Genomic DNA, 22,271 nt, shown 5'->3' with positions numbered 1-22,271 from the left:
AAATGAAAATAGTATGTTTAGATGCTGCTACTTTAGGTGGAGCTGATTTAACAGCTTTTGAAAGTATTGGGGAATTTATAAGTTATGAACTTACATCTAAAGATGAGGTTATCTCAAGAATATCTGATGCACAAGTTGTGATGATAAATAAAGTCATCATTGATCAAGAAGTTATAGATAACACCAATTTAAAGCTCATTTTGCAGCTTGGCACAGGGGTAAATAATATAGATGTAGCTTATGCAAATTCTAAAGGTATAATAGTAAAAAATGCAGCTGGGTATTCTACCAAAAGTGTTTTAAGTCATACATTTGCTTTGCTTTTTGCTTTTTTAAATCAAATCCCATATTATGATGGATGGACCAAACAAGGGCTTTGGGTAAAAAGCCCAATATTCACTGATTTTAGTAGAACTTTACATACTCTAACAGGAAAAAAACATGGTATTATAGGGCTTGGAGTTATAGGTAAAGAGGTAGCTAAGGCTTCGCAAATATTTGGAGCAAATGTTTGTTATTATTCTACCTCAGGGGTTAATAATGATGATACATATGAGAAAGTAAGCCTTGAAGAGCTTTTAAAAACTTCTGATGTGATAAGTATCCATGCACCTTTAAATGAAAAAACAAAAAATTTATTAAATAAGAAAGAATTAATGCTTTTAAAAGATGAGGCCATTTTAATTAATGTAGGTCGTGGTGGGATTATTAATGAAGTAGATTTAGCTCAAATTATGGATGAAAAAAATATTAGAGTAGGGCTTGATGTACTTGAAATAGAACCTATGGTTGAAAATCATCCTTTGCTTAATATAAAAAATAAAGAAAATTTAATTATCACTCCACATGTTGCATGGGCTAGTGAAGAATCCATACAAAATTTAGTCCAAATCGTATTTAATAATCTTAAGGAGTTTATAGAAAATGGCAAATGAACATAGTTTTGACATTAGTGGGGAAATTGACAAACAAGAGCTAAAAAATGCTTTAGAGCAAGCTAAAAAAGAGCTTGATAGCAGATATGATTTAAAAGGTATTAAAAGTGAAATAGAGCTAAATGAAAAAGAAAGTATTTATAAGCTTACTTGTTCAAGTGAAGCAAAAATTGAAGTGCTAAAAGATATTGTTATTTCAAAACTTATCAAAAGAGGGATTAACCCTAATGGTATTAAAGAGTTAAACAGGGAGAGTGGAGCAAATTTTAGATTGAATTTAAAAGTTAATGATGCCATTGATGCTGATAGTGCTAAGAAGATTAATAAAGCTATAAAAGATAGTAAGTTAAAGGTAACTTCAAGTATTAGAGGCAATGAAATTCGCGTAGTTGGTAAGCAAATTGATGATTTACAAAGCGTGATGAAAATAGTAAAAGAGTTAAATTTAGAACTTAATCTTAGTTTTAAAAACCTTAAATGATAAAGTTACTTCAAATAATTTTTTTGTGTTTTGTGTGTGTTTTTTTAAGCTCTTGTGCTTTAAAAAGTAAAACACAATCACAAAGTGCTTATATTGTTTTAAAAACCCCTCAATTTAGATTTGCTGATTATGGCTTTTTATATGAGGGAAAAAATTTTACAAGTTTAGAACTTTATAGTGCCTCTAAGGCTTTACTTGAGTTAAAAATCATGGATAAAATTTGCATTAATGGTGTTTGTTATGCAAAAACTTTTTTTAATAAAAGATTTTTTAATAATGAATATTATGATGATTTTTTGCAAGATTTAATTTACAAAAAACCTATTTTTTATGGGAAAAATAAGCAAATCACTTCTTGTGGTTTTACTCAAAATATTATAAGCAAAAATTATGATATTTTTTATGAGGTTTGTGATAAAAATATGAGTTTTAGTGACAAAAAATCTAAAATTAAATTTAGCATAAAATCAATATAAAGGAAAATATGAAAGATTTAAAACTTTTTCTTAATGATACTTTTAAAAGCAATATTTATAAAAACTTACAATGCAGTGAAGATGAAATTTTAATTTTAAAGCATTTGTGTAAAAATTATTTACAAGCAAATGTAAGCATTAATGCCTATAATCTTCTTAGTGAAGTTTTTAAAAATGATGAATATGAGTATTTAGATCATTTAAAAGATCTTAAAAATCTTATAGAAAAAGGTTTTATTATTCAAATTTTTTCTGATTTTAAATCGAGTAAAAACTCAAGTTTATTTTTAAATTTGTTACAATGCGAGTTAAGTTTAAGTGAGGTTTTTTTACAAATTTTAGAAAATAAAACTATACAAGATTTTATGCAAGATCAAATTTATGAAGATCATATTGCATATTTAAAAGATGAATTTTTTAAAATCGAGCTATATCAAAGATTGCGTTTTTTTGCTAAAAGCTCTCAAAGTAAGAATATTAAAAAAGATATAGCTATATTTGAAGCATATATTAAAGAGCGTTTAAAAAAGAGTAAAATTTCTAATGTTTTGGCAGATATTTTTAAAGAGTATGCTTTAAACGATAAAGAATGTTTGATATTTATTAGTTTATTAAAAGAAGAGTATTTGCTAAATACTGAAAATTCTTATAGTAGAGATTTTAATTTTTTACTTCATTTAATTAGCGAAGATGATGTTCAAAAACAAGAAAACAAAGTCTTACTAGAAGAAGATTCTAAGCTACTTAGTTCAAATCTTTTAGAATATGATGAATTTGTTAATTCTTTGGGTGATATAACTAAGATTTTTTATTTAAGTGATGATATTTTACAAAGAATTATTAATTTTAAAGAACCAAAGAAGAATAAAAAAATTAAACTTCAAAATTTAGTTAAAGAACAAGATATTTTTGAGCTAATTGAGCCAAATATTAATATAGATGATGTTATTATGCCCCAAAGCACTAAAGATCTATTGGAAAGTATATTAAAACAACAAGATAAAAAGGTTTTGGAAAGATTAAATAAATGGGGTATAAAAACAAATAAAAATATAGAAGCTAAGATAATTTTCTATGGTCCTGCTGGCACGGGTAAGACTATGAGTGCGCTAAGTATGGCAAAAGCTATGAAAAAATCTATTTTGAGTTTTGATTGTTCTAAAATTTTAAGCAAATATGTGGGCGAGAGCGAGCAAAATGTAAGAAAAATTTTTGATACTTATAAAGAGCTTTGTCAAACAAGCAAACAAAGTCCTATTTTGCTTTTAAATGAAGCTGATCAATTTTTAAGTACTAGGGTAGAAAGTAGTGGCGGTGCTGATAAAATGCACAATCAAATGCAAAATATTTTTCTAGAACAAATTGAGCGTTTTAGCGGAGTTATCATAGCTACGACTAATTTTTTAGAAAGTTTAGATGTGGCTTTTTCAAGAAGATTTGAGTATAAAATAGAATTTAAAAAGCCAAATTACGAACAACGCTTGATGATATGGCAAAAAGCTTTACCTAAAAATACTAAATTTGATGATAATTTTGATTTAAAAAACCTTGCTTTGTATGAGCTAAGTGGAGCTCAAATTGCTATGGTAGTTAAAAATACAGCTTTGAAAGCAGCTATTTCTAAGGATGGTGTTTTTAAAATGAGTGATTTTTTACATACAATAGAAAAAGAAATAGAATCTTCATTTGATAAAAATAAAATAGTTGGTTTTAAAAATTAAATTCACATAAATTTCACAAGCAGTTAATATCATTTTTTACTTTTATTTAAAGGAGAAAAAATGAAAATAAAATTAATGTTAGCTAGTTTAGTTTGTGCAAGTTCTATGTTTGCAGATATGGTTGTAAGTCCAAATGCTCTACCTCAAAAAGCTCAAGAGTTTTTAAACACTCATTTTAAAGGTGTAAATGTAGGTTATGTAAAACAAGATGTAGATTCTTATGAAGTAAATTTAGTTGATGGGACTGAAATTGACTTTATCATCAATGGAGACTGGAAAGAAGTTGATGGTAAATACAAAGGCATTCCAACAGGATTTATCCCAAAAGAAATTATTGCAAAAGTACAAGCAGTACAACCAAATGCAGCTATTGTAGAAGTAGATAAAAAAATAAATGGCTATAAATTTAGAACAAACAATATGATGGAAATTTATACAGATTTTAAAGGTAATATTTTAGGCCAAAAATTCGACGATTAATAATCACCAACCCCAGCTTAGCAATTAACACTTAAAATCTTATATCACTCAAACTAAACCCTTAATGGGTTTAGTTTAATTATTTAAAACTTTTTCTTCCTAGCATCTTCTAAGATATCATTAGCTATCTTATTAACATTATCAGAAATTACAGCACTATCTTTTGCTATTTTTAAATTCTCTTGAGTTACATGATCAATTTGAGCTACAGCATCATTAATTTGAGTAATACCTGTAGTTTGTTCTTTAATACTCTCACCCATTTCATTAATAGATTGAACTAAGATATTAGTATTAGCTTCAATCTCACCTAAAGACTTTTGAGTTCTTTCTGCTAAGTTTCTAACTTCATCAGCAACAACAGCAAAGCCACGACCATGTTCTCCTGCACGAGCTGCTTCAATAGCTGCATTTAATGCAAGTAGGTTAATTTGATCAGCAATATCACCTATTATAGAAGTAACATTTTTAATCTCTTCACTTTGAGCAATAACTTCACTAGTTTTATGAGATACATTTTGCATAGAAGAAGTAATCTCTTCTAATGCTGCTGCTGTTTCTTCTAAAGAAGAAGCTTGAGAAGATGAAGAATCTGTTAAGTCTTTAACAGCACTTTGTAATTTACCACTCTCATCTGCTAATAAAGAAGCAAATTCAGATGATTGTCTTAGCATAGCTACTATTTCTTGACCTAATACATTAGTAGTTACTTCAACTCCACCTTTAGCATTTTTAACTTCAGTAGTAAAGTCTAATGCCTTATAGCTATCAAATACTCTATTGATTTCATTCATATTAGAACCAACTTTTGCTTGTAATACATCAAGCATATCATTTAATACATTTTTTAATTCTATTAATTGAGGATTAGCAGGAATTGCTGTTATTCTTGCTGTTAGATTACCACCTTCTATTTCTTTAGCTGTATCAACTGATTGTTCTACTGCTTTAGCATCTTGTTCTAATGCATTTTTAGTTTTAGTGATGTTTTCATTGATGGCTTTGGCCATAACTCCAAATTCATCATTAGTCTTAACATCTATCATAGCAGAATCTTTTGTTTTATGATTGATAAAGTCAAAGAAAGAGTTAAGGCCGATTTGGATTTTTTGAAGTGGAGAAAGATTATAATTAATCATAAATCTTATAATTACAAGAGCAATTACCAAGCTTATAACACCAATAATGATTTGTTGTATTAAAGCTTTATTTACCGGGTCTTTATAGATTTTTTCATCTGCAATCACACAAACATTATATCCTGTTGAAGATTTCTGACAAATCACAGCCTTGCGAGGAGCATTTCCATCTTCAATTAACATTGGTGAGCTTGAAAGAAGTCCTGATTTTCCTTCAGGTGTTGAAAGATATGATTTTACTATATTTTGACTTAATTCATTTTTTGTTAATAATGCCTCAGAAGATTCATGAAAAAGTATAGTTCCATCATTATCTAAAACCACAGTATATCCGCTTTGTGACCTTCCCATTGATAATACATTATCTGAAAAAGTATTTAAATCATAATTTCCACCTACTGCACCTATAAATTTACCATTAACAACTATAGGATATGAAAAAGATAAAGAAGGAGCTTTTAAGCTAGGGGCAATATAAGGCTTTGATATTACAACTTTGTTTTCTCCAGAAGCAACACTTGTGTACCAACTTCTTGTTCTAGGATCATAGCCATCAGATGGCATTTGATGGTTTCCATTTGATCTAATCATTGCACCATTGTGTGCAAGTCCTACATATAGCACATCAAAACGACTAGCTTCTTTTGCAACTTTAACCATAGTGTAAATTTCTTCTAAACTCGCATTAGGATTTTTTTGCAATTCAGAGGCGACAGATCTAATAGCATCGCTTCTTGAAGCAGTGTAGTCATCAAAATTCTTTAAAACATCTTGCATTGTTTTAACTTGTATATCATTGATGAGTTTTTGAACATCATGCTTTACTTCAGCATAATTAAATGCATTTGCTATAAATAAAATAGCTATAATTGCTAAAAAAACAAAAAAAGTTAATTTTCCCGTTAAACTTCTTGTAATGTTTTTCATAATGAATTATCCTTGTTTAAAAATTGTAAATTTTAAGGGAAAAATTATCTTGTATTATTTTTAATAAAAAAATGCATTATTTAAATATAAAAAAACTATTTTTTAATAAAAAAATTATAAAAAATAACAATCACATCCAATCAAAATCACCAACCCCAGCTTAGCAATTAACACTTAAAATCTTATATCACTCAAACTAAACCCTTAATGGGTTTAGTTTAATTATTTAAAACTTTTTCTTCCTAGCATCTTCTAAGATATCATTAGCTATCTTATTAACATTATCAGAAATTACAGCACTATCTTTTGCTATTTTTAAATTCTCTTGAGTTACATGATCAATTTGAGCTACAGCATCATTAATTTGAGTAATACCTGTAGTTTGTTCTTTAATACTCTCACCCATTTCATTAATAGATTGAACTAAGATATTAGTATTAGCTTCAATCTCACCTAAAGACTTTTGAGTTCTTTCTGCTAAGTTTCTAACTTCATCAGCAACAACAGCAAAGCCACGACCATGTTCTCCTGCACGAGCTGCTTCAATAGCTGCATTTAATGCAAGTAGGTTAATTTGATCAGCAATATCACCTATTATAGAAGTAACATTTTTAATCTCTTCACTTTGAGCAATAACTTCACTAGTTTTATGAGATACATTTTGCATAGAAGAAGTAATCTCTTCTAATGCTGCTGCTGTTTCTTCTAAAGAAGAAGCTTGAGAAGATGAAGAATCTGTTAAGTCTTTAACAGCACTTTGTAATTTACCACTCTCATCTGCTAATAAAGAAGCAAATTCAGATGATTGTCTTAGCATAGCTACTATTTCTTGACCTAATACATTAGTAGTTACTTCAACTCCACCTTTAGCATTTTTAACTTCAGTAGTAAAGTCTAATGCCTTATAGCTATCAAATACTCTATTGATTTCATTCATATTAGAACCAACTTTTGCTTGTAATACATCAAGCATATCATTTAATACATTTTTTAATTCTATTAATTGAGGATTAGCAGGAATTGCTGTTATTCTTGCTGTTAGATTACCACCTTCTATTTCTTTAGCTGTATCAACTGATTGTTCTACTGCTTTAGCATCTTGTTCTAATGCATTTTTAGTTTTAGTGATGTTTTCATTGATGGCTTTGGCCATAACTCCAAATTCATCATTAGTCTTAACATCTATCATAGCAGAATCTTTTGTTTTATGATTGATAAAGTCAAAGAAAGAGTTAAGGCCGATTTGGATTTTTTGAAGTGGAGAAAGATTATATTGGATTACAAGTTTAACCACAAGTAGAGCGACTGCTATTGCTATTAAACCTACTATAATTTGAGCAGATAAGGCTTTTTTAATAGGATTTGTATAAGCACGATTTTCTGTAATTGTACAAACTTTAAAATTTTGATTTATGGTAGAATTACACATTACTTCATATAATGTATTTTTATCATCTTGAACTTGAAATAAAGAGTCTCTATTATCTGGATCTAAATAGTATGACGGATTTGTGTTTATAATTTTTGATATATTTATGCCTAATTGGTCTTTTGTTAGTATTTTATCTTGATTTTCGTGAAACATTATTTCACCTTCATTGTTGTATACTACCGCATAAGTAGTAGCAGATCTACCAAAAGCTAATACATCTTTAGAAAAAGAACTTAATGCATAATCGCCACCAACAACACCTATAAATTTTCCATTTTTGTATACAGGTGCAGCATATGTCATGGTAACGGTATTATCTGTTGATGATTTATAAGGATTAGTTGTAATAACTGTTTTTGCTTGTTTTGCTTGAGTATACCAAATACTATTTTGTAAATTAAATCCATTTTCAGGATTTAAAAATTTTCCATTTGATAAAAATACACCATTTAACTCTTCAATTCCAAAAAAAGTTAGTTGAAAATTAAAAGCTTTTTGAAAAGATGAAATAAGCGATAAAATCTGTTCTCTATCATCTAATGGTGCTTTAGAGAGTTCGCTTGCTAAAGTATTTATAGCATTTCTTTTGCTTTGACCATAATTATTAAAAGTTAGAGTTACATCATCCATTGTTTTTAATTGAACATCTTTTATGAGTTCAAAAGTATTGTTTTTGGTTTGAAAATAACCCAAAATACTAACTATACTTAATATGGTGATAATTAATAGTCCAACTATTGAAGTCATTTTGCCTGATACATTCAATTTTAACATTATTTTTGTGTTCTCCTTGTTTTTGATTTTACCTTATATTTTAAAATATAATAATTTTATATCTAACTTTATCATTATATTTTAAAAAGTTTATTGTATTTACGGAATTATATTATAAAAAAATAATTTTTTTATTAATTTATAATAAAAATAATTTTTATATATATTTAAGATTAGTTTGATATAATTTCAACTTTAATGCGGGAATAGCTCAGGGGTAGAGCACAACCTTGCCAAGGTTGGGGTCGCGAGTTCGAATCTCGTTTCCCGCTCCATTATCACCCGCCCGGGTGGTGGAATTGGTAGACACAAGGGACTTAAAATCCCTCGGAATTTTTCTTCCGTGCCGGTTCAAGTCCGGCCTCGGGCACCACTTTTTGGTAACTCAAGGCGACATAGCCAAGCGGTAAGGCATGGGCCTGCAAAGCCTTGATCTCCGGTTCGAATCCGGATGTCGCCTCCAATGCGATGTTAATACTTGATATTTTTATTCTTTATACGGGAGATGGCTGAGTGGTCGAAAGCGGCGGTCTTGAAAACCGTTGAGGGTCACACCTCCAGGGGTTCGAATCCCTTTCTCCCGGCCACTTTAACATAATTTTTCATATTTTGTTTTACATTTAAAAAGATATTTCTTAATTTCTTTAAGAAATTAAGAAAATTATTCTAAGTCTAAAATCCCGCCTTTGCTAGCATTACTAACAAGCTTTTGATACATTTTAAGCCATCTTGAATTTATTTGTTTATAAGGCATTTTAAAATTTGCTTTGCGTTTAGCAATTTCATCTTGGGCTAAATTTGCATTGATGCTGTAAGTATCTACATCAATTTCTATCTCATCACCATCTTTTAAAAGCGCTATAAGTCCACCTTCTGCAGCCTCAGGAGAAATGTGGCCTATGCTAAGTCCTCTTGTAGCTCCGCTAAAACGACCATCTGTTATAAGTGCAACTTTAGCACCAAGTCCCATGCCTGTGAGTAATGAAGTCGGACTAAGCATTTCTTGCATGCCAGGTCCACCTTTTGGTCCTTCATAGCGTATCACACACACATCACCTTCTTTAACTTTACCTTTTATAATGCCTTTAATGGCTTCTTCTTGAGAGTTAAAACAAACCGCTTTTCCTTTGAATTTACGCTCGCCCATAATACCTGCAGTTTTTATCACACAGCCTTGCTCAGCTAAATTCCCAAAAAGTATAGCAAGCCCACCTACATTTGAATAGGCATTGTCTATTTTTCTTATGATGTTTTCATCTTTAATATCAGCATTCTCAATGCGCTCTTTTAAAGTTTTTCCACTAATATCTAGAGTGTCAAGTTCTAAAATATGGCCTGGTTTTTTAGCTATTTCAGCTATTACCGCACTTACTCCACCTGCTTTGTGTATATCTTCCATATAAACAGTATTTAAAGATGGAGCGATTTTGGCTATATGGGCCACATTAACACTGATGTGATTGAGTTCTTTTATATCCAAATTTACACCTGCTTCATAAGCAATAGCAAGCATATGTAAGATAGTATTTGAACTTCCACCCATAGCCATATCAACAACTAAAGCATTGTTAATGGACTTTTTAGTAATAATATTGCGAATTTTAAAACGCTCATCTAGTGCAATTTCACAAATTCTACGCGCAGCTTTTCTTAAAAGCTCTTCTCTTTCTTTGCTAAGTGCTAAAATAGTTCCATTTCCTTCTAGTGCTATACCCATAGCCTCGCATAAAGTATTCATAGAATTTGCAGTAAACATACCCGAGCAAGATCCACCACTAGGACAAGCTTTGCATTCTATATCTTTTAAATCCTCTTCATTGATTTTTTTAGCCTCATAAGCTCCCACTGCTTCAAAAACAGAACTTAGACTGATTTTTTCTCCATGTTTATTTACTCCTGCTTTCATAGGTCCACCACTAACGAAAATAGTCGGCACATTAACTCTTAAAGCCCCCATGAGCATACCTGGAGTAATTTTATCACAATTTGGGATACAAATTAGTGCATCAAGTTGGTGTGCATTCATCACTGTTTCAATAGAGTTTGCGATGATTTCACGACTTGGTAAAGAATAAAGCATACCATCATGCCCCATAGCTATACCATCATCAACACCTATGGTGTTAAATTCAAAAGGAATACAGCCATTTTTTCGGATTTCATCTTTAATGATTTTTGCATATTCATTTAAGAAAAAATGTCCTGGGATGATATCTATATAGCTATTTGCTACACCTATAAAAGGCTTATTAAAATCTTCATCATTTAAGCCACATGCTCTAAGTAAAGAGCGATTTGGTGCTTTTAAGTGTCCTTTTTTGATTGCGTCACTTCTCATTTGTATCCTTTTTTAAAGTAAAAACTATCATTTTATGCTTTTATTTTGCAATTTTTGCTTAAATTTTTTAAACTTAAATAGTATTTTAAAGAAAATTATTTAAAATGTGCAATTATTTTGATTTAAGGAATGTAATGCTTTTAACTAATCCAGTATTTATAGGCGTTTTGTTAATGACGCTTTTGTGTTTTTTTAGGTTTAATGTTTTGCTTAGTGTTTTGCTTTCTGGGCTTTTTGTAGGTATTTGGTCTAAATTTATGCATATGGAGCATTTAAGTTTGGTGGATTTTTTTACCCAACTTCCACAAGCTATGATGGATTCTATGAAGGTTTTAATCGATGGTATGCAAGGGAATTTGCAAACAGCACTAAGTTATATTTTGCTTGGAGCGGTGGCCGCTGCTATATCAAAAACTAATCTAACGGCATATTTGATTAAAATAGTTTCGCATTATATTTCACATAAAAAATACTTACTTATACTTTCTTTGGCACTTATTGCTTGTTTTTCGCAAAATTTAATCCCTATCCATGTAGCTTTTGTACCTTTGTTAATTCCACCTTTGTTGAAACTTTTTAATAAATTAAAAATAGATCGTAGAGCTATAGCTTGTGCATTAACTTTTGGACTTACCACACCTTATATGGTGGTGCCTTTAGGTTTTGGGCTTATTTTTCAAACTTTGCTTGTGGATAATTTAAATTCAAATGGGGTGCAAATTAGTCTAGGAGAAGTTTCTCAAACTATGGCTTTTGCGGCTATTTGTATGTTAGTTGGTCTGTTTTTAGCTGTGTTTGTATTTTATGCTAAACCAAGAGAATATCAAGAAGAACAAATTAGCAAAATGGACTTTGAAAATCTAAAAATGAGTAAAAAAGAATGGGGAGTTTTAGCTGGCCTTGGATTGACTTTGATTTTGCAAATTTTGACGCACAATTTACCTTTATCAGGGCTTTTAGGTTTTGTTTTGATGGTAATTTTGGGTGGAGTAGAGTATAACAAAGTTAATTTAGTTTTTGATGATGGGCTTAAAATCATGGGTTATATAGCTTTTGTAATGCTTGTTGCTTCAGGATATGGAGAGGTTTTAAAACAAAGTGGAGGTATAGCTGAGCTTGTAAAAACAAGCGTGCCTTTTATGGAGCAAAGTCACTTTTTAGCTATTTTTATTATGCTAGCTATAGGTCTTTTAATCACTATAGGTATAGGCAGTTCTTTTGGTACTATTCCTATCATCGCTGCCTTATTTTGTCCTATATGTATAGAACTTGGTTTTTCACCTGCTGCGATTATTTTTATCATCGGTGTTGCTGGAGCTTTGGGAGATGCAGGATCACCTGCTAGTGAAACGACTTTGGGAGTGAGTGTAGGGCTTAATGCAGATAAGCAAGGTGATCATATAAAAGATACTTGTATACCAACCTTTTTATGCTTTAATGGCTCTTTGCTTATCTTGGGTAGTGTTATAGCATTTTTCTTAATTTAAAATATTAAAAGTCTAAAAAGGCTTTTAATATTCAAATTCTTCCATATAACCACAATCAATTGTAAGAATTTTCATTTGAAATGATTTTATAAACTCGATTATAGGTTCAACTCCACCATAAGGAAAAGAAATGGGGTAAAAATACAATTTGGCGATATTTTCCTCTATTTTTTCTATGGAGTGAAAATAGTATTCTCCATTTCCTATGCAGTCAAAAATATCATCAAACTCCCAACAATCTTTGCTTGAGAAATATTCTAATTCTTTTTTGCTGTAAAAATTATATATACTTTTATCTGTGTATAAATCTTCTATTTGTAAATTCTCATCTTTTAAGATTTTGATATAATTAAACAAATCGCACAATCTTTTAAAAGACTTTTCATTATTAATGATAAACTTAATAAAGCAAAATTTTTCCATTTTAATACATTAACAATATTCCACTTGAAAGTCTGCTTGAAGATTTATTATACTCAATAAGACTCTCACCGTATCCGTTAAAATACTGAGTGTAAATATATAAGCCATTGTTAGAAATTTTATAAGCTCCGCTTATTTCTACTGCACCGCGGTTATTAGCAAAATTTAAATTATTACGCCACAATATATTGATAAAATAATCATCTTGGGTATAAGCAAGATTAATATCAAAATTACCTAAATATTTTTCTATGTCAGGATTATCATCTTCTGAACTTTTTTCAGGAATTCTTAGCCAAACTCTAGGTATGAACATAAAATCGCCAAAAAACCATGCATTGCTTAGATAAATTCTATTCCATGATCTTGATTTTGGATCATTTTGCCCGTTAGATTCATGTAATAAGCCTATGCGTATATCTTTTAAATTCTCAAAAGCACCATATCCGCTTATAGGAAAGTTGATAAAAAATTCAGGTAAATAGTTTGTTTCTCTAAAAGGAGCAGAATGTTTATAAAGTTGCCACCATGAAATTTGTGTATAGCCTATGTTATAACTTTCATTTAAACCCAAAAGATTTTCAAAAAGAGTTTTTTTAAGGCTTACTTGAAATTTAGTTTCAGTGCTTTTATAATCTCTCTTGCTAAAACTATAAGAAACAGGCATAAAATAGCTAAGATTATGCGTGCTAATACCAAAAGGATTGTATGATTTTTCTGTGCCAAGGTAGTTTGCTAAAGCTTCATTTTTTGGATTAATATCATCTAATTTTTTCTCTTTGGATGTATTTTGCTCAAAATTAAAAGACTTTTCTAAACTTGCTTCTTTTTGTTTTTCTTTTAAAGCTAAGCTTTTATAAATTTGCATAGCTTTTTTGTACTTACCTTGATTTTCATATTCTAAGGCTTGATTGAATAAATCCTCATTTGCTAAAGCACTAAAAGCACATACTATGGGTAGAATTGTCTTTTTCATGAAGCCACTTTTTATATTCTTTAAAATAATTTAAATTTATAAACTCATTATCATCTTCAAATTCTATAAATTCTGCTTTCATTGTATCACAAAAAAGGGCTAATTTGTGATTGTTTTCTTGTAAAAATTGCAAAGTTTTTTCAAAATTCCTACTATGATAAAATCCACATAAATAATGCTTGTGTTTTTTTGTGCTTGCTAAGAGTATATTTTGTGATTTTAGATGATCAAAAAGCTTGTAAAAACTTTCTTTGTTTATGTTTGGAGTATCCACGCTAAGGATAAATACATAGGTATTTTTAAAATGTTTAAGTATGGAATTTAAGGCAATGAGTGGAGAGTAGTTGTTTAAATCCTCATCTAAAATAAGTGCTAAGTTTTTTTGATGAAATTTATCTTTTTTGCTGCTAATAAAAACTTGATTAAAAATCCTTGACATTTTTTCATATTGATAAAGAGTTAAGTTTTTATCATCTACTTGCAATAAGCTTTTATCTTCTCCCATACGCGAAGACTTTCCGCCGCATAAAATCACACAAGGATAGGGAATTTTTTCACTCATAAAAACCTCATAAATTCATCAAAATATTTTATAATACATTTATGAAATATACAGATTTAATACAAATAAAAGATTATTTTAAACAATTTCAAAGACTAAATTATCTCAAACGCCTTGATGATAATATCTTAGAGCTTAGCTTAGATCATCAAGCTTTTATACTAGACTTAACGCGTGGAAAAAGTGGAATTTACCAAGATAAACTCCAAGCAAAAGTCTATAATGCACCTTTTGATTTTATGCTAAAAAAATACTTCTCTAACGCAAAGATTTTAAATTTAGAAGTATTAGAAAATAATAGAATTTTATCTTTTGAAGTTTTATCAGAAAAATCTTACAAAGCTTATGGGGCTAAGATTTATTTTGAATTTACAGGAAAAAACACTAATGTAATCATCACAGACACTGATGATATTATCATAGAAGCTTTGCGTCATATAGATAAAAGCTACCGCGTTGTAAAAATAGGCGAAAAACTCCAAGCTTTAAAAGCTTATGAGATAAAAGAAGAATTTGTAAAGATTGATGATTTTAATGTGTATTTTAAAGAAAGTGCTAAAAAGTTACAGCAAGATCGCTTAAAAGATATAAAAGAAAATAAACTTTTAAATATAGATAAAAAAATCTTTACTCTTAAAGAGAGTATAGAAAATTTAGAGCAAGAAAGCGATTTATTAAAAAAAGCTCAAGAATTAAGCCAAAAAGCAGATGTTTTATTTGCTAATTTAAATTCTTTAAAAGATTATCAAAGAGAATTTATTTTGCAAGATTTTAATGCAAATGAGCTTGCCTTTAAACTCGAAGATACACCTAAAAATAGTGCGAATGAATTTTATAAAATGGCTAAAAAGCTAAAACAAAAGGCTAAAAATATCAATATAGAAAGAGAAATTTTAAGTGAAAAACTTGATTTTCTAATAAATTTAAAAGACTTAATTGCTAAAAGCACTTCTTTGCGAGAATTAGAAGTTTTAATGCCTAAAAAAAGTAAAAAAACCAAAAAAGAAGAGTTAAATGCAGGGGTTAGTAGCTTTTATTTTGATGAGTTTAAAATCAGCGTAGGACGCAATGAAAAAGCTAATGAATACTTGTTAAAAATAGCTAAAAAAGATGATATTTGGTTGCATGTAAAAGATTATCCTAGTGCACATGTGATCATCACTTCAAATAAATTAAAAATAAGTCAATTAGTGCTAGAATTTGCAGCAAAGCTTTGTGTGGAATTTTCCAAGCTAAGTTCTGGAGTTTATTTGGTCGATTATACTAGTAAGAATTTTGTAAAAATAAAAGAAAAGGCTTTTGTAAATTATACAAATTATAAGACTTTAAGCGTTTTAAAGGAGTAAGTATGCCTATAAGTCCCATAGGTGGTATTCATTTTGCTAACCAAAATGCACCAGTACATTCAGCACAAGCTAGTAATGAATTGGCAAAAGATTCTTTTGCAACTTTGGTAAATATGAGTGAATTTCAAGCAAAAGAAAAGGCGGTTGAAAAACTTGAAAAAGTTAATCAAACTCATGAAGTAAGTGATGAAGTAAAAGAAAGGCAAGAGGAAGAAAAAAAGCATTCTAAACATCATCAAGAACAAGAGCAAGAAGATGAAGATGAACAAGAGGGGCAAGAAGTAGTTAAAAAAAGTTCTCATTTGCTTGATTTAAGTATATAGAAAGGATAAAAATGTTTTCAAAGACAAGAATTCTTAGTGCTATTGTGATGATAGCTGTGATAGCTGTTGTTGCTTTGGTGGATAATTTTTTGATTAATTTTGCGATTTTTGGTGTTTTATTGTTTTTGGCATTTAATGAAGCAAAAACTATGTTTAAAAGCAAACATGCAAGTGTTTTTGTGGCTTTGTGTGTTTTTGCAATAGGAGCATTTTTAGATAAACCTTTCTTTATAGGCCTCTTGACTTTGATTTTGATTTTAGGATATTTAGTTTATAAAAAAAGTGAAAATTTAAATGAACTTATGCCTTATATATATCCTACTTTGCCTATTTTAATGCTTTATCAAGTATTAAGTTATGAGGGTATGTTTGTATTATTTTGGCTTATAGTGATTGTCGTTGCTTGCGATAGTGGGGCGTATTTTATAGGAAAACTAATTGGCGAGAGAGCTTTTTCTCTAACAAGTCCAAATAAAACCTTAGAAGGTGTTGTAGGTGGCATTGTTTGTGCGGGGATTTTAGGAACCATCATAGGCTCTTTTGAATTTAGCTTGGTAAAAAGTATTTATATATCTTTAATCGTAGCTATTTTTGCTGTGATAGGGGATTTACTTGAGAGTTATTTTAAAAGACAAGCAGGTATTAAAGATAGTGGTAATTTAATCCCAGGACACGGGGGAGTTTTAGATAGAATTGATGCTGTTATCATTGCAGCATTTGCAATGGCAACTTTAGTATGATCGTACTTGGAAGCACGGGAAGTATAGGAGTTAATACTCTTTTTATTGCTAAAGAAAAAAACATAAACATAGAAGCCTTATCTTGTGGTAAAAATATCAAGCTTTTAAATGAGCAAATAGCTCTTTTTAAGCCTAAATTTGTATGTATACAAGATGAAAAAGATAAAACCTTAGTTGATCATGATAGGATTTTTTGTGGCCAAGAGGGTTTAAAAGCGATGATAGCTGAGTGCAAAAGTTCTTTAGTGGTAAATGCTATAGTAGGTTTTGCAGGCTTAAGTTCAAGTCTTATGGTGCAAAAGCTTGGTAAAATTTTAGCCTTGGCAAACAAAGAAAGCTTAGTAGTAGCAGGGAAATTTTTTGACACTTCTAAGATTAAGGCCATAGATAGCGAACATGCAGCACTAAAGTGCTTGATAGATAAAAGAAAAGATATTAAAAAACTTTTTATCACAGCAAGTGGCGGGGCCTTTTATAATTATAAAATCAAAGATTTAAAAAATGTTAGCGTAAAAGAAGCTCTTAAGCATCCTAACTGGAGCATGGGAGCTAAGATCACCATAGATAGTGCTAGCATGTGTAATAAACTTTTTGAAATCATCGAAGCTTATCATCTTTATGGTATTAAACAAATAGATGCTTTGATAGAAAGAAAGTCTTTAGTGCATGCTTTATGTGAATTTAAAGATGGTGGTATGAGTGCATATTTTTCTCATGCAAATATGCGTTTGTCTATAGCTCAAGCTATTTTAGATGAGCATGAACAAAGCTTTATAGAAAATTTGGATTTGTTAGCTATGCCAAGTTTAAAATTTGAAAAAATTAGTTTAAAAAAATATCCTATATTTTCACTTAAAGATGAGCTTTTGAAAAAGCCTGACTTGGGTGTGATTATAAATAGTGCAAATGAATATATGGTGTATCAATTTTTAGCCCAAAAAGCGCAGTTTTTAGACATAGCCAAGGGTATTTTTAAAGCATTGGATTATTTTGGTGTGCCAAAGATTAACCAAATTGAAGATGTTTTTGAGTATGATAAGCAAGTTAGGCTTTATTTAGATAAGGAAATGAAGTGAGATATTTTTTAAGTATTTTGATTTTTATAAATGTGGTTTTTGCTTTAGAGTTTAGCGTTAAAGAAAATGGAAAAAGTTTAGATGATAATAATACGGTTTTAATCCTTGGAGGTATACAAGGAGACGAGCCAGGTGGGTTTCATGCTGCTAGTTTGCTTTTGAGTGATTATAATATCACTAAAGGTAAAATTATTGTCGCACCAAATTTAGCTTTTGAAAGTATTATTGCTAGAAATAGAGGAAATTTTGGAGATTTAAATAGAAAATTTGCCCATATAGATGAAAACGATCCTGATTTTCACACTATAGAGCGCATAAAAAAGCTTATTTTGGAACCTGAGGTAAATATGGTTATAAATTTGCACGATGGAAGTGGATTTTATAGACCTCAATATGAAAGCAAAGATAAAAATCCAAATCGCTGGGGTAATACTAGTATTATTGATCAAAGTGAGGTAAATTCTACTAAATATGCAGATTTGGAAAATATTGCTAAAGAAGCAGTGGAAAATATCAATAAAGCTTTGGTTAAAGAAGAACATCAATATCATTTAAAAAACACCAAAACCCAAGAAAGCAATGATAAAGATATGCTAAAGGCTTTAACTTATTTTGTGGTGTCAAATCACAAAGCAGCCTTTGCTAATGAAGCGAGCAAAAATTTGCCAACGCATTTAAGAGTATATTATCATCTTTTGGCGGTGGAGTATTATCTAAAAAAGGCAAATATAGAATTTCAAAGAACTTTTGATTTAACTCCAAATGGAGTTTATAGAGCTATTGAAAAGCCTTTAGAGGTAAAACTTTTTAATGATAAAATTTTACTTTATCTTGATAAACCTGCTAGTGCTATAAATTTTTTACCTTTTCCTATTAATCAAGCTTTAAATTATGAAGCAAGTAATGAGATTACTGCAGTAATTTCCAATGTTAACTCATATTCAATCAATTATGGCAATAGCTTGCAAACAAGATTGTATCCTGAGTATTTTGAATTTTCAAATGCTCTAGATAGTGTTGAAGTGATAGTAGATGGAAAAAATATACAAACAAATTTTGCTCAAAAAATTATGGTAAAAGATAATTTTAAAATACCTTCTATAGCAGGTGTAAGAGTTAATGTTATAGGTTTTGATAGAGGTGTTGATGAAAGTGATATTGTTATAAGCAAAAACCAAATGCAAAGCCGTTATTCTTTGGATAAAAAAAGAAAAATTTACAGAGTAGAATTTTATGAGTTAAAGAATGCAAATTTAGCCGATCAAGTTTTAGAAAGAAAGACTAATTTTAAAGAAATTAAAAAAGCAAATATACCTGCAAAAGCCATAGAAAAAGCAGAACAAAAAGACAAATTTATCGGTATGATTTTAGTGGAATTTCAATGAGAGATTTGATTCTTGCCATAGAAAGCTCTTGTGATGATAGTTCTATTGCTATCATTAATAAAAATAGCTTTGAGTGTATCTTTCATACAAAAATTTCTCAAGAAAATGCCCATAGTGCTTATGGAGGGGTGGTGCCCGAGCTTGCCGCAAGATTACATAGTGAAGCTTTACCTAAGATTTTAAAAAAATGCCAAAAATACTTTGACAAACTTTGCGCCATAGCAGTTACAAATGAACCTGGCCTTAGTGTGAGTTTGATAGGTGGGGTAGCTATGGCTAAAATGCTTGCTATTAGTTTAAATTTACCGCTCATTGCGATTAATCATCTAAAAGGGCATATTTATTCTATGTTTTTAGATAAAAAAGCTAATTTTGATATGGGTGTGTTGCTTGTAAGTGGTGGGCATACTATGGTGCTTTTTATTAGTGAGCAAGGTAAAATCACAGAATTAGCAAGAACAACCGATGATAGTTTTGGAGAAAGCTTTGATAAAGTAGCAAAAATGATGGATCTTGGCTATCCTGGTGGAGCTATCATAGAAAATTTAGCTAAAAATGTAAAAGAAAATGATTTAGAATTTAGCATACCCTTGCTTCATTCTAAAGATTTAGCTTATAGTTTTTCAGGACTTAAAAACCAAGTGCGTTTGGAAATTTTAAAAGAAGAATTAAGTTTGGAGCGTAAAAGTAAAATTGCCTTTGCATTTCAAAAAGCAGCCATAGCTCATATTTTAAACAAGTTAGAAAAAATTTTTAAAGAGTATAAATTTAAACGCTTTGGTATAGTAGGCGGAGCTAGTGCAAATTTAAGCTTAAGAAGTCAAATAGAGCATTTATGTCAAAGTTATCAATGTGAGCTTTTGCTAGCTCCGCTTGAGTATTGTTCGGATAATGCTTTGATGATAGCAAGGGCAGCTTGTGAGGCTTATGAGCGTAAAGAATTTGTAAATATAGAAGATGATCTTATAAAGCCTAAGGTAAAAAACTTACAAGGCATATTATGAAAAAAGCTTTTACTATTATAGAGCTTGTGTTTGTAGTAATTATACTTGGAGTTTTAGCTGCGGTTGCTCTGCCAAAATTTAGCACAAGTAAAGATGAGGCAAGTGTAGTTCAAGCTTTGGGAAATTTAAAAATTTTTATTAATGATATAAGTGCTTATATATTAAAAAATGAAAGTCTTTCAAATATAGCTTTAATGAGCAATGTAGCAAATATAAAAAATGAAGATTTATCAACTTTGCAAAATTCCACCAAAGAGCTTGATTTTAGTGTAGGAAATGATGAGCAGTGTTTTAAAGTGCTTTTTGTAGATAAAGAAAGCGTTTTGCTTTTAGCGCTTATGGTAGATAATGCTCAAAAAAGCAAAGCCCAAAATATAGCAGATTTAAAAAATCAAGCTTTGAAAGATCCTAAAAATCAAAGCATAAAAACTCAATTAGATGAGGCTTTAAATGCTTTTAGTCAAAGTGAATTTGCAAGTACTTCAAAATCCAAAGCTTGTCAAGGTCTAATCCACTCTAAAGCTTTTAAAGATTTAGCTACTAGAGTGTATTTTCTAAGTGGTAGTTAAAAATACACCCCTCCACTTAAATACAATTTCATTCTATGTTCATCATCATATTTATACTGATGAACTGCTCTTGCTGCATCAAGCTTTATATAATACTCATTAGCTTTATTATAAAGTATTTGTAAGCCTACTGCATCTAAAAAATGCTCATCTGCTAATCTATCCCCTGAAGCTTTTTCATACCAAGCATAACCTACATCATAAAAGGGAGTAAAATAAAAATTAGTATTTGGTATATTTATTCTTATACCAAAGTTAGCTACTATGGTATTATCTCCATCTCCCTCTCCATTATCATAAGCTCTTACCCCATAAGCTCCACCTAAAGATGAACTTTCAGAAGAATCTAATTCAAAATTTCCTAATACCTTTTGATAGTTTATATTTAAAGTATGAGTAATATACTCATTAATACTATAATAATTATTCAAACTAGCATTGAGTTTTCTAAACCAACCCATGCCATTACTATTATTTTTATAATTAGTACCTAAAAAATTAACCCCATCGTCATAGACCTTGCCTAGGTTAATTTTGGTACTATAAATAAAAGTGTTATGAAAATTTCTAAATAAACCTTCTAAACCTATGCTACCTACATTAGAATGCTTATTAAAAGTTAAAAATCCAGCACTTGTATCACTAAGTATTTTATGATAAATACTTGAAGTAAAGTAAAATGATGAATTAGTATTAATCCACACAGGATAAGAAAAGTCTATACCGAAATTTCTAGAAGTACCATAAAATCCGGTATTTTCATAATCTTCTCCCAAGGAATAATTTCCTTTTGATACACTTGGAGTAATTTTTAAATTTCCTAAAAAGAAAGTATAACTTGCTCCATAGTTAATTTGTTTTTCATTGCTTGATTGTAAGTAAAAATTATAATAATCTCCCATATTAAATATAGAATTAAATCCCATACTGATGCCTATTCTATATTTGCCAGAACTTTCAATACCATAATTATCAGCATATAATAATACATTAGCCTTAGTATCAGGAACTACTTCTATAACTACATCAGTTTCTCCTACATTCTCTCCCGCTTGTAAGCCTGCTAGGGTTTGTACTCCATACATTTCATTGACTTTATATGCGCTATCTTCTATTAATTTAGTGGAGATAATTCTACCTTTAAGTTTTTTATCTAATTTATCTTTTATGAAATGATCTTTGATCGAGGTTTTGTTTTCTATTATGTGTTTTCCAAATACTCCTAAAGCAATGTTTAGTTCTATATTGCCATCTTCAAAATTTTGTTTTGGAATAAACACTGTTGCAGCAGGATAGCCATTAACTTGGAAATAATAAGCAACAATATTTGATACATCTTGCAAATCTTGGATATTAAATTTTTTCTGTTCATAGTTTAATATGAGATTATGTAATTCCTCTTCTTCAATTCCTAAATTTTCAAAATCAATTCCTTTGTTTGTGATGTGAAAATTATAGTGAGTAAGTATTTCTTTTTCATAATGTTCTTGGTGTGTATTTATGATTTCTCTAGCATCTTGAAATTTTTCATAATTTTGTTCAGTTTTTAAATTTTCTTTTAAAGCTTTGTTTTGTGGTATATTTCTATCAGGAGATAATTCCATTATTTTTATATTGTCATTTGTAGCTCGTAAAGCACATGTTAAAATTAAGGTGCAAACAATAATCTTATGCATT

The 22,271-nt window shown here is 29.8% G+C and carries 18 protein-coding genes, 4 tRNA genes and 4 pseudogenes; 17 read left to right on the top strand and 9 right to left on the bottom strand.

Features of this window, described 5'->3' with window-relative positions; translation table 11 throughout:
• Nucleotides 1-2 precede the first annotated feature (2 nt).
• Genes E2O22_RS02330 through E2O22_RS02310 form a run of 5 tightly spaced genes read left to right on the top strand, consistent with a single transcriptional unit; the run spans nucleotide 3 to nucleotide 4,093 of the window.
• Nucleotides 3-935 (top strand): D-2-hydroxyacid dehydrogenase, encoded by a 933-nt coding sequence (locus tag E2O22_RS02330; RefSeq protein ID WP_133319060.1) that lies wholly within the window; start codon nucleotides 3-5, stop codon nucleotides 933-935.
• The gene (locus tag E2O22_RS02325; protein ID WP_133319059.1) at nucleotides 925-1,416 is read left to right on the top strand and encodes a YajQ family cyclic di-GMP-binding protein; all 492 of its coding nucleotides are present in this window, start codon (nucleotides 925-927) and stop codon (nucleotides 1,414-1,416) included. The genes E2O22_RS02330 and E2O22_RS02325 overlap by 11 nt, the downstream gene beginning before the upstream one ends.
• Nucleotides 1,413-1,892, top strand: coding sequence for a hypothetical protein (locus E2O22_RS02320; RefSeq protein WP_133319058.1), 480 nt, complete (start codon nucleotides 1,413-1,415; stop codon nucleotides 1,890-1,892). Before E2O22_RS02325 ends, E2O22_RS02320 begins: the two co-directional genes overlap by 4 nt.
• An 8-nt stretch (nucleotides 1,893-1,900) precedes the next feature.
• Nucleotides 1,901-3,613 carry an ATP-binding protein gene (locus E2O22_RS02315; RefSeq protein ID WP_133319057.1) on the top strand — a complete coding sequence of 571 codons (1,713 nt, stop codon included), beginning with the start codon at nucleotides 1,901-1,903 and terminating at the stop codon, nucleotides 3,611-3,613.
• A 60-nt stretch (nucleotides 3,614-3,673) separates the two neighbouring features.
• Nucleotides 3,674-4,093 (top strand): PepSY-like domain-containing protein, encoded by a 420-nt coding sequence (locus E2O22_RS02310; RefSeq protein WP_133319056.1) that lies wholly within the window; start codon nucleotides 3,674-3,676, stop codon nucleotides 4,091-4,093.
• A gap of 83 nt (nucleotides 4,094-4,176) precedes the next feature.
• Here E2O22_RS02310 and E2O22_RS08200 read toward each other — a convergent pair.
• From E2O22_RS08200 to E2O22_RS08255, 4 pseudogenes are all read right to left on the bottom strand, one after another.
• Nucleotides 4,177-4,569, bottom strand: a pseudogene (locus E2O22_RS08200) (methyl-accepting chemotaxis protein); the annotation flags it as partial.
• An 855-nt stretch (nucleotides 4,570-5,424) separates the two neighbouring features.
• Nucleotides 5,425-6,159 (bottom strand): annotated as a pseudogene (locus E2O22_RS08195) (cache domain-containing protein); the annotation flags it as partial.
• A 226-nt stretch (nucleotides 6,160-6,385) separates the two neighbouring features.
• A pseudogene (locus tag E2O22_RS08260) lies at nucleotides 6,386-6,778 on the bottom strand (methyl-accepting chemotaxis protein); the annotation flags it as partial.
• 879 nt (nucleotides 6,779-7,657) lie between these two features.
• Nucleotides 7,658-8,338, bottom strand: a pseudogene (locus E2O22_RS08255) (cache domain-containing protein); the annotation flags it as partial.
• Between the two features lie 227 nt (nucleotides 8,339-8,565).
• Between E2O22_RS08255 and E2O22_RS02295 the strand changes: the two are divergent.
• From E2O22_RS02295 to E2O22_RS02280, 4 genes are all read left to right on the top strand, one after another.
• Nucleotides 8,566-8,640: transfer RNA gene (locus E2O22_RS02295), tRNA-Gly, on the top strand.
• Between the two features lie 9 nt (nucleotides 8,641-8,649).
• A tRNA-Leu gene (locus E2O22_RS02290) sits at nucleotides 8,650-8,738 on the top strand.
• 16 nt (nucleotides 8,739-8,754) lie between these two features.
• Nucleotides 8,755-8,828 (top strand) — tRNA-Cys (locus tag E2O22_RS02285).
• A gap of 36 nt (nucleotides 8,829-8,864) precedes the next feature.
• A tRNA-Ser gene (locus E2O22_RS02280) sits at nucleotides 8,865-8,952 on the top strand.
• A gap of 74 nt (nucleotides 8,953-9,026) precedes the next feature.
• Here E2O22_RS02280 and ilvD read toward each other — a convergent pair.
• Nucleotides 9,027-10,703 (bottom strand): dihydroxy-acid dehydratase, encoded by a 1,677-nt coding sequence (gene ilvD, locus E2O22_RS02275; protein WP_133319053.1) that lies wholly within the window; start codon nucleotides 10,701-10,703, stop codon nucleotides 9,027-9,029.
• A 134-nt stretch (nucleotides 10,704-10,837) separates the two neighbouring features.
• Between ilvD and E2O22_RS02270 the strand changes: the two genes are divergently transcribed.
• Nucleotides 10,838-12,190 carry a Na+/H+ antiporter NhaC family protein gene (locus E2O22_RS02270; RefSeq protein WP_133319052.1) on the top strand — a complete coding sequence of 451 codons (1,353 nt, stop codon included), beginning with the start codon at nucleotides 10,838-10,840 and terminating at the stop codon, nucleotides 12,188-12,190.
• 24 nt (nucleotides 12,191-12,214) lie between these two features.
• Here E2O22_RS02270 and E2O22_RS02265 read toward each other — a convergent pair whose 3' ends face one another.
• The 3 genes from E2O22_RS02265 to E2O22_RS02255 are packed head-to-tail and all read right to left on the bottom strand — an operon-like array spanning nucleotide 12,215 to nucleotide 14,151.
• On the bottom strand, nucleotides 12,215-12,613 hold the full coding sequence (locus tag E2O22_RS02265; protein ID WP_039629213.1) for a hypothetical protein: 399 nt from the start codon (nucleotides 12,611-12,613) through the stop codon (nucleotides 12,215-12,217).
• A 1-nt stretch (nucleotide 12,614) separates the two neighbouring features.
• Nucleotides 12,615-13,589 (bottom strand): phospholipase A, encoded by a 975-nt coding sequence (locus E2O22_RS02260; RefSeq protein ID WP_133319051.1) that lies wholly within the window; start codon nucleotides 13,587-13,589, stop codon nucleotides 12,615-12,617.
• The gene (locus tag E2O22_RS02255; protein ID WP_133319050.1) at nucleotides 13,552-14,151 is read right to left on the bottom strand and encodes a molybdenum cofactor guanylyltransferase; all 600 of its coding nucleotides are present in this window, start codon (nucleotides 14,149-14,151) and stop codon (nucleotides 13,552-13,554) included. Before E2O22_RS02255 ends, E2O22_RS02260 begins: the two co-directional genes overlap by 38 nt.
• 41 nt (nucleotides 14,152-14,192) lie before the next feature.
• Here E2O22_RS02255 and E2O22_RS02250 point away from each other — a divergent pair, with 41 nt between their 5' ends.
• From E2O22_RS02250 to E2O22_RS02220, 7 genes are read left to right on the top strand one after another with little or no spacing between them, the layout of a single operon-like run.
• Nucleotides 14,193-15,497, top strand: a complete 1,305-nt coding sequence (locus E2O22_RS02250) for an NFACT RNA binding domain-containing protein (RefSeq protein WP_133319049.1) — start codon at nucleotides 14,193-14,195, stop codon at nucleotides 15,495-15,497.
• Between the two features lie 2 nt (nucleotides 15,498-15,499).
• Nucleotides 15,500-15,820: a hypothetical protein gene (locus tag E2O22_RS02245; protein ID WP_133319048.1), complete on the top strand. Its 321-nt coding sequence runs from the start codon at nucleotides 15,500-15,502 to the stop codon at nucleotides 15,818-15,820.
• Between the two features lie 11 nt (nucleotides 15,821-15,831).
• Nucleotides 15,832-16,560, top strand: a complete 729-nt coding sequence (locus tag E2O22_RS02240; protein WP_133319047.1) for a phosphatidate cytidylyltransferase — start codon at nucleotides 15,832-15,834, stop codon at nucleotides 16,558-16,560.
• On the top strand, nucleotides 16,557-17,636 hold the full coding sequence (gene dxr, locus E2O22_RS02235; protein ID WP_133319046.1) for a 1-deoxy-D-xylulose-5-phosphate reductoisomerase: 1,080 nt from the start codon (nucleotides 16,557-16,559) through the stop codon (nucleotides 17,634-17,636). Before E2O22_RS02240 ends, dxr begins: the two co-directional genes overlap by 4 nt.
• A complete protein-coding gene (pgp1, locus tag E2O22_RS02230) occupies nucleotides 17,633-19,021 on the top strand; it encodes a peptidoglycan D,L-carboxypeptidase Pgp1 (protein ID WP_133319045.1) in 1,389 nt (462 codons plus the stop codon). The genes dxr and pgp1 overlap by 4 nt, the downstream gene beginning before the upstream one ends.
• On the top strand, nucleotides 19,018-20,025 hold the full coding sequence (gene tsaD, locus E2O22_RS02225) for a tRNA (adenosine(37)-N6)-threonylcarbamoyltransferase complex transferase subunit TsaD (protein WP_133319044.1): 1,008 nt from the start codon (nucleotides 19,018-19,020) through the stop codon (nucleotides 20,023-20,025). Before pgp1 ends, tsaD begins: the two co-directional genes overlap by 4 nt.
• Nucleotides 20,022-20,594 carry a type II secretion system protein gene (locus tag E2O22_RS02220; protein WP_133319043.1) on the top strand — a complete coding sequence of 191 codons (573 nt, stop codon included), beginning with the start codon at nucleotides 20,022-20,024 and terminating at the stop codon, nucleotides 20,592-20,594. Before tsaD ends, E2O22_RS02220 begins: the two co-directional genes overlap by 4 nt.
• On the opposite strand, the gene E2O22_RS02215 is transcribed toward E2O22_RS02220, so the two are convergent.
• Nucleotides 20,591-22,270: a ShlB/FhaC/HecB family hemolysin secretion/activation protein gene (locus tag E2O22_RS02215; protein WP_133319042.1), complete on the bottom strand. Its 1,680-nt coding sequence runs from the start codon at nucleotides 22,268-22,270 to the stop codon at nucleotides 20,591-20,593. The genes E2O22_RS02220 and E2O22_RS02215 overlap by 4 nt on opposite strands.
• Nucleotide 22,271: the final 1 nt, after the last annotated feature.

Source organism: Campylobacter lari, from assembly GCF_004357905.1.
In the GTDB taxonomy this organism is placed as follows: domain Bacteria; phylum Campylobacterota; class Campylobacteria; order Campylobacterales; family Campylobacteraceae; genus Campylobacter_D; species Campylobacter_D lari_D.
The sequence above is the reverse complement of the archived record's forward strand: the minus strand, read 5'-3'. Positions and strand labels throughout refer to the sequence as shown.

What these genes read in the sequence shown, in the direction of transcription:
- E2O22_RS02330 (WP_133319060.1), top strand. Translation starts at nt 3, where the DNA reads ATGAAAATAGTATGTTTAGATGCTGCTACTTTAGGTGGAGCTGATTTA.
- E2O22_RS02325 (WP_133319059.1), top strand. Translation starts at nt 925, where the DNA reads ATGGCAAATGAACATAGTTTTGACATTAGTGGGGAAATTGACAAACAA.
- E2O22_RS02320 (WP_133319058.1), top strand. Translation starts at nt 1,413, where the DNA reads ATGATAAAGTTACTTCAAATAATTTTTTTGTGTTTTGTGTGTGTTTTT.
- E2O22_RS02315 (WP_133319057.1), top strand. Translation starts at nt 1,901, where the DNA reads ATGAAAGATTTAAAACTTTTTCTTAATGATACTTTTAAAAGCAATATT.
- E2O22_RS02310 (WP_133319056.1), top strand. Translation starts at nt 3,674, where the DNA reads ATGAAAATAAAATTAATGTTAGCTAGTTTAGTTTGTGCAAGTTCTATG.
- ilvD (WP_133319053.1), bottom strand. Translation starts at nt 10,703, where the DNA reads ATGAGAAGTGACGCAATCAAAAAAGGACACTTAAAAGCACCAAATCGC.
- E2O22_RS02270 (WP_133319052.1), top strand. Translation starts at nt 10,838, where the DNA reads ATGCTTTTAACTAATCCAGTATTTATAGGCGTTTTGTTAATGACGCTT.
- E2O22_RS02265 (WP_039629213.1), bottom strand. Translation starts at nt 12,613, where the DNA reads ATGGAAAAATTTTGCTTTATTAAGTTTATCATTAATAATGAAAAGTCT.
- E2O22_RS02260 (WP_133319051.1), bottom strand. Translation starts at nt 13,589, where the DNA reads ATGAAAAAGACAATTCTACCCATAGTATGTGCTTTTAGTGCTTTAGCA.
- E2O22_RS02255 (WP_133319050.1), bottom strand. Translation starts at nt 14,151, where the DNA reads ATGAGTGAAAAAATTCCCTATCCTTGTGTGATTTTATGCGGCGGAAAG.
- E2O22_RS02250 (WP_133319049.1), top strand. Translation starts at nt 14,193, where the DNA reads ATGAAATATACAGATTTAATACAAATAAAAGATTATTTTAAACAATTT.
- E2O22_RS02245 (WP_133319048.1), top strand. Translation starts at nt 15,500, where the DNA reads ATGCCTATAAGTCCCATAGGTGGTATTCATTTTGCTAACCAAAATGCA.
- E2O22_RS02240 (WP_133319047.1), top strand. Translation starts at nt 15,832, where the DNA reads ATGTTTTCAAAGACAAGAATTCTTAGTGCTATTGTGATGATAGCTGTG.
- dxr (WP_133319046.1), top strand. Translation starts at nt 16,557, where the DNA reads ATGATCGTACTTGGAAGCACGGGAAGTATAGGAGTTAATACTCTTTTT.
- tsaD (WP_133319044.1), top strand. Translation starts at nt 19,018, where the DNA reads ATGAGAGATTTGATTCTTGCCATAGAAAGCTCTTGTGATGATAGTTCT.
- E2O22_RS02220 (WP_133319043.1), top strand. Translation starts at nt 20,022, where the DNA reads ATGAAAAAAGCTTTTACTATTATAGAGCTTGTGTTTGTAGTAATTATA.
- E2O22_RS02215 (WP_133319042.1), bottom strand. Translation starts at nt 22,270, where the DNA reads ATGCATAAGATTATTGTTTGCACCTTAATTTTAACATGTGCTTTACGA.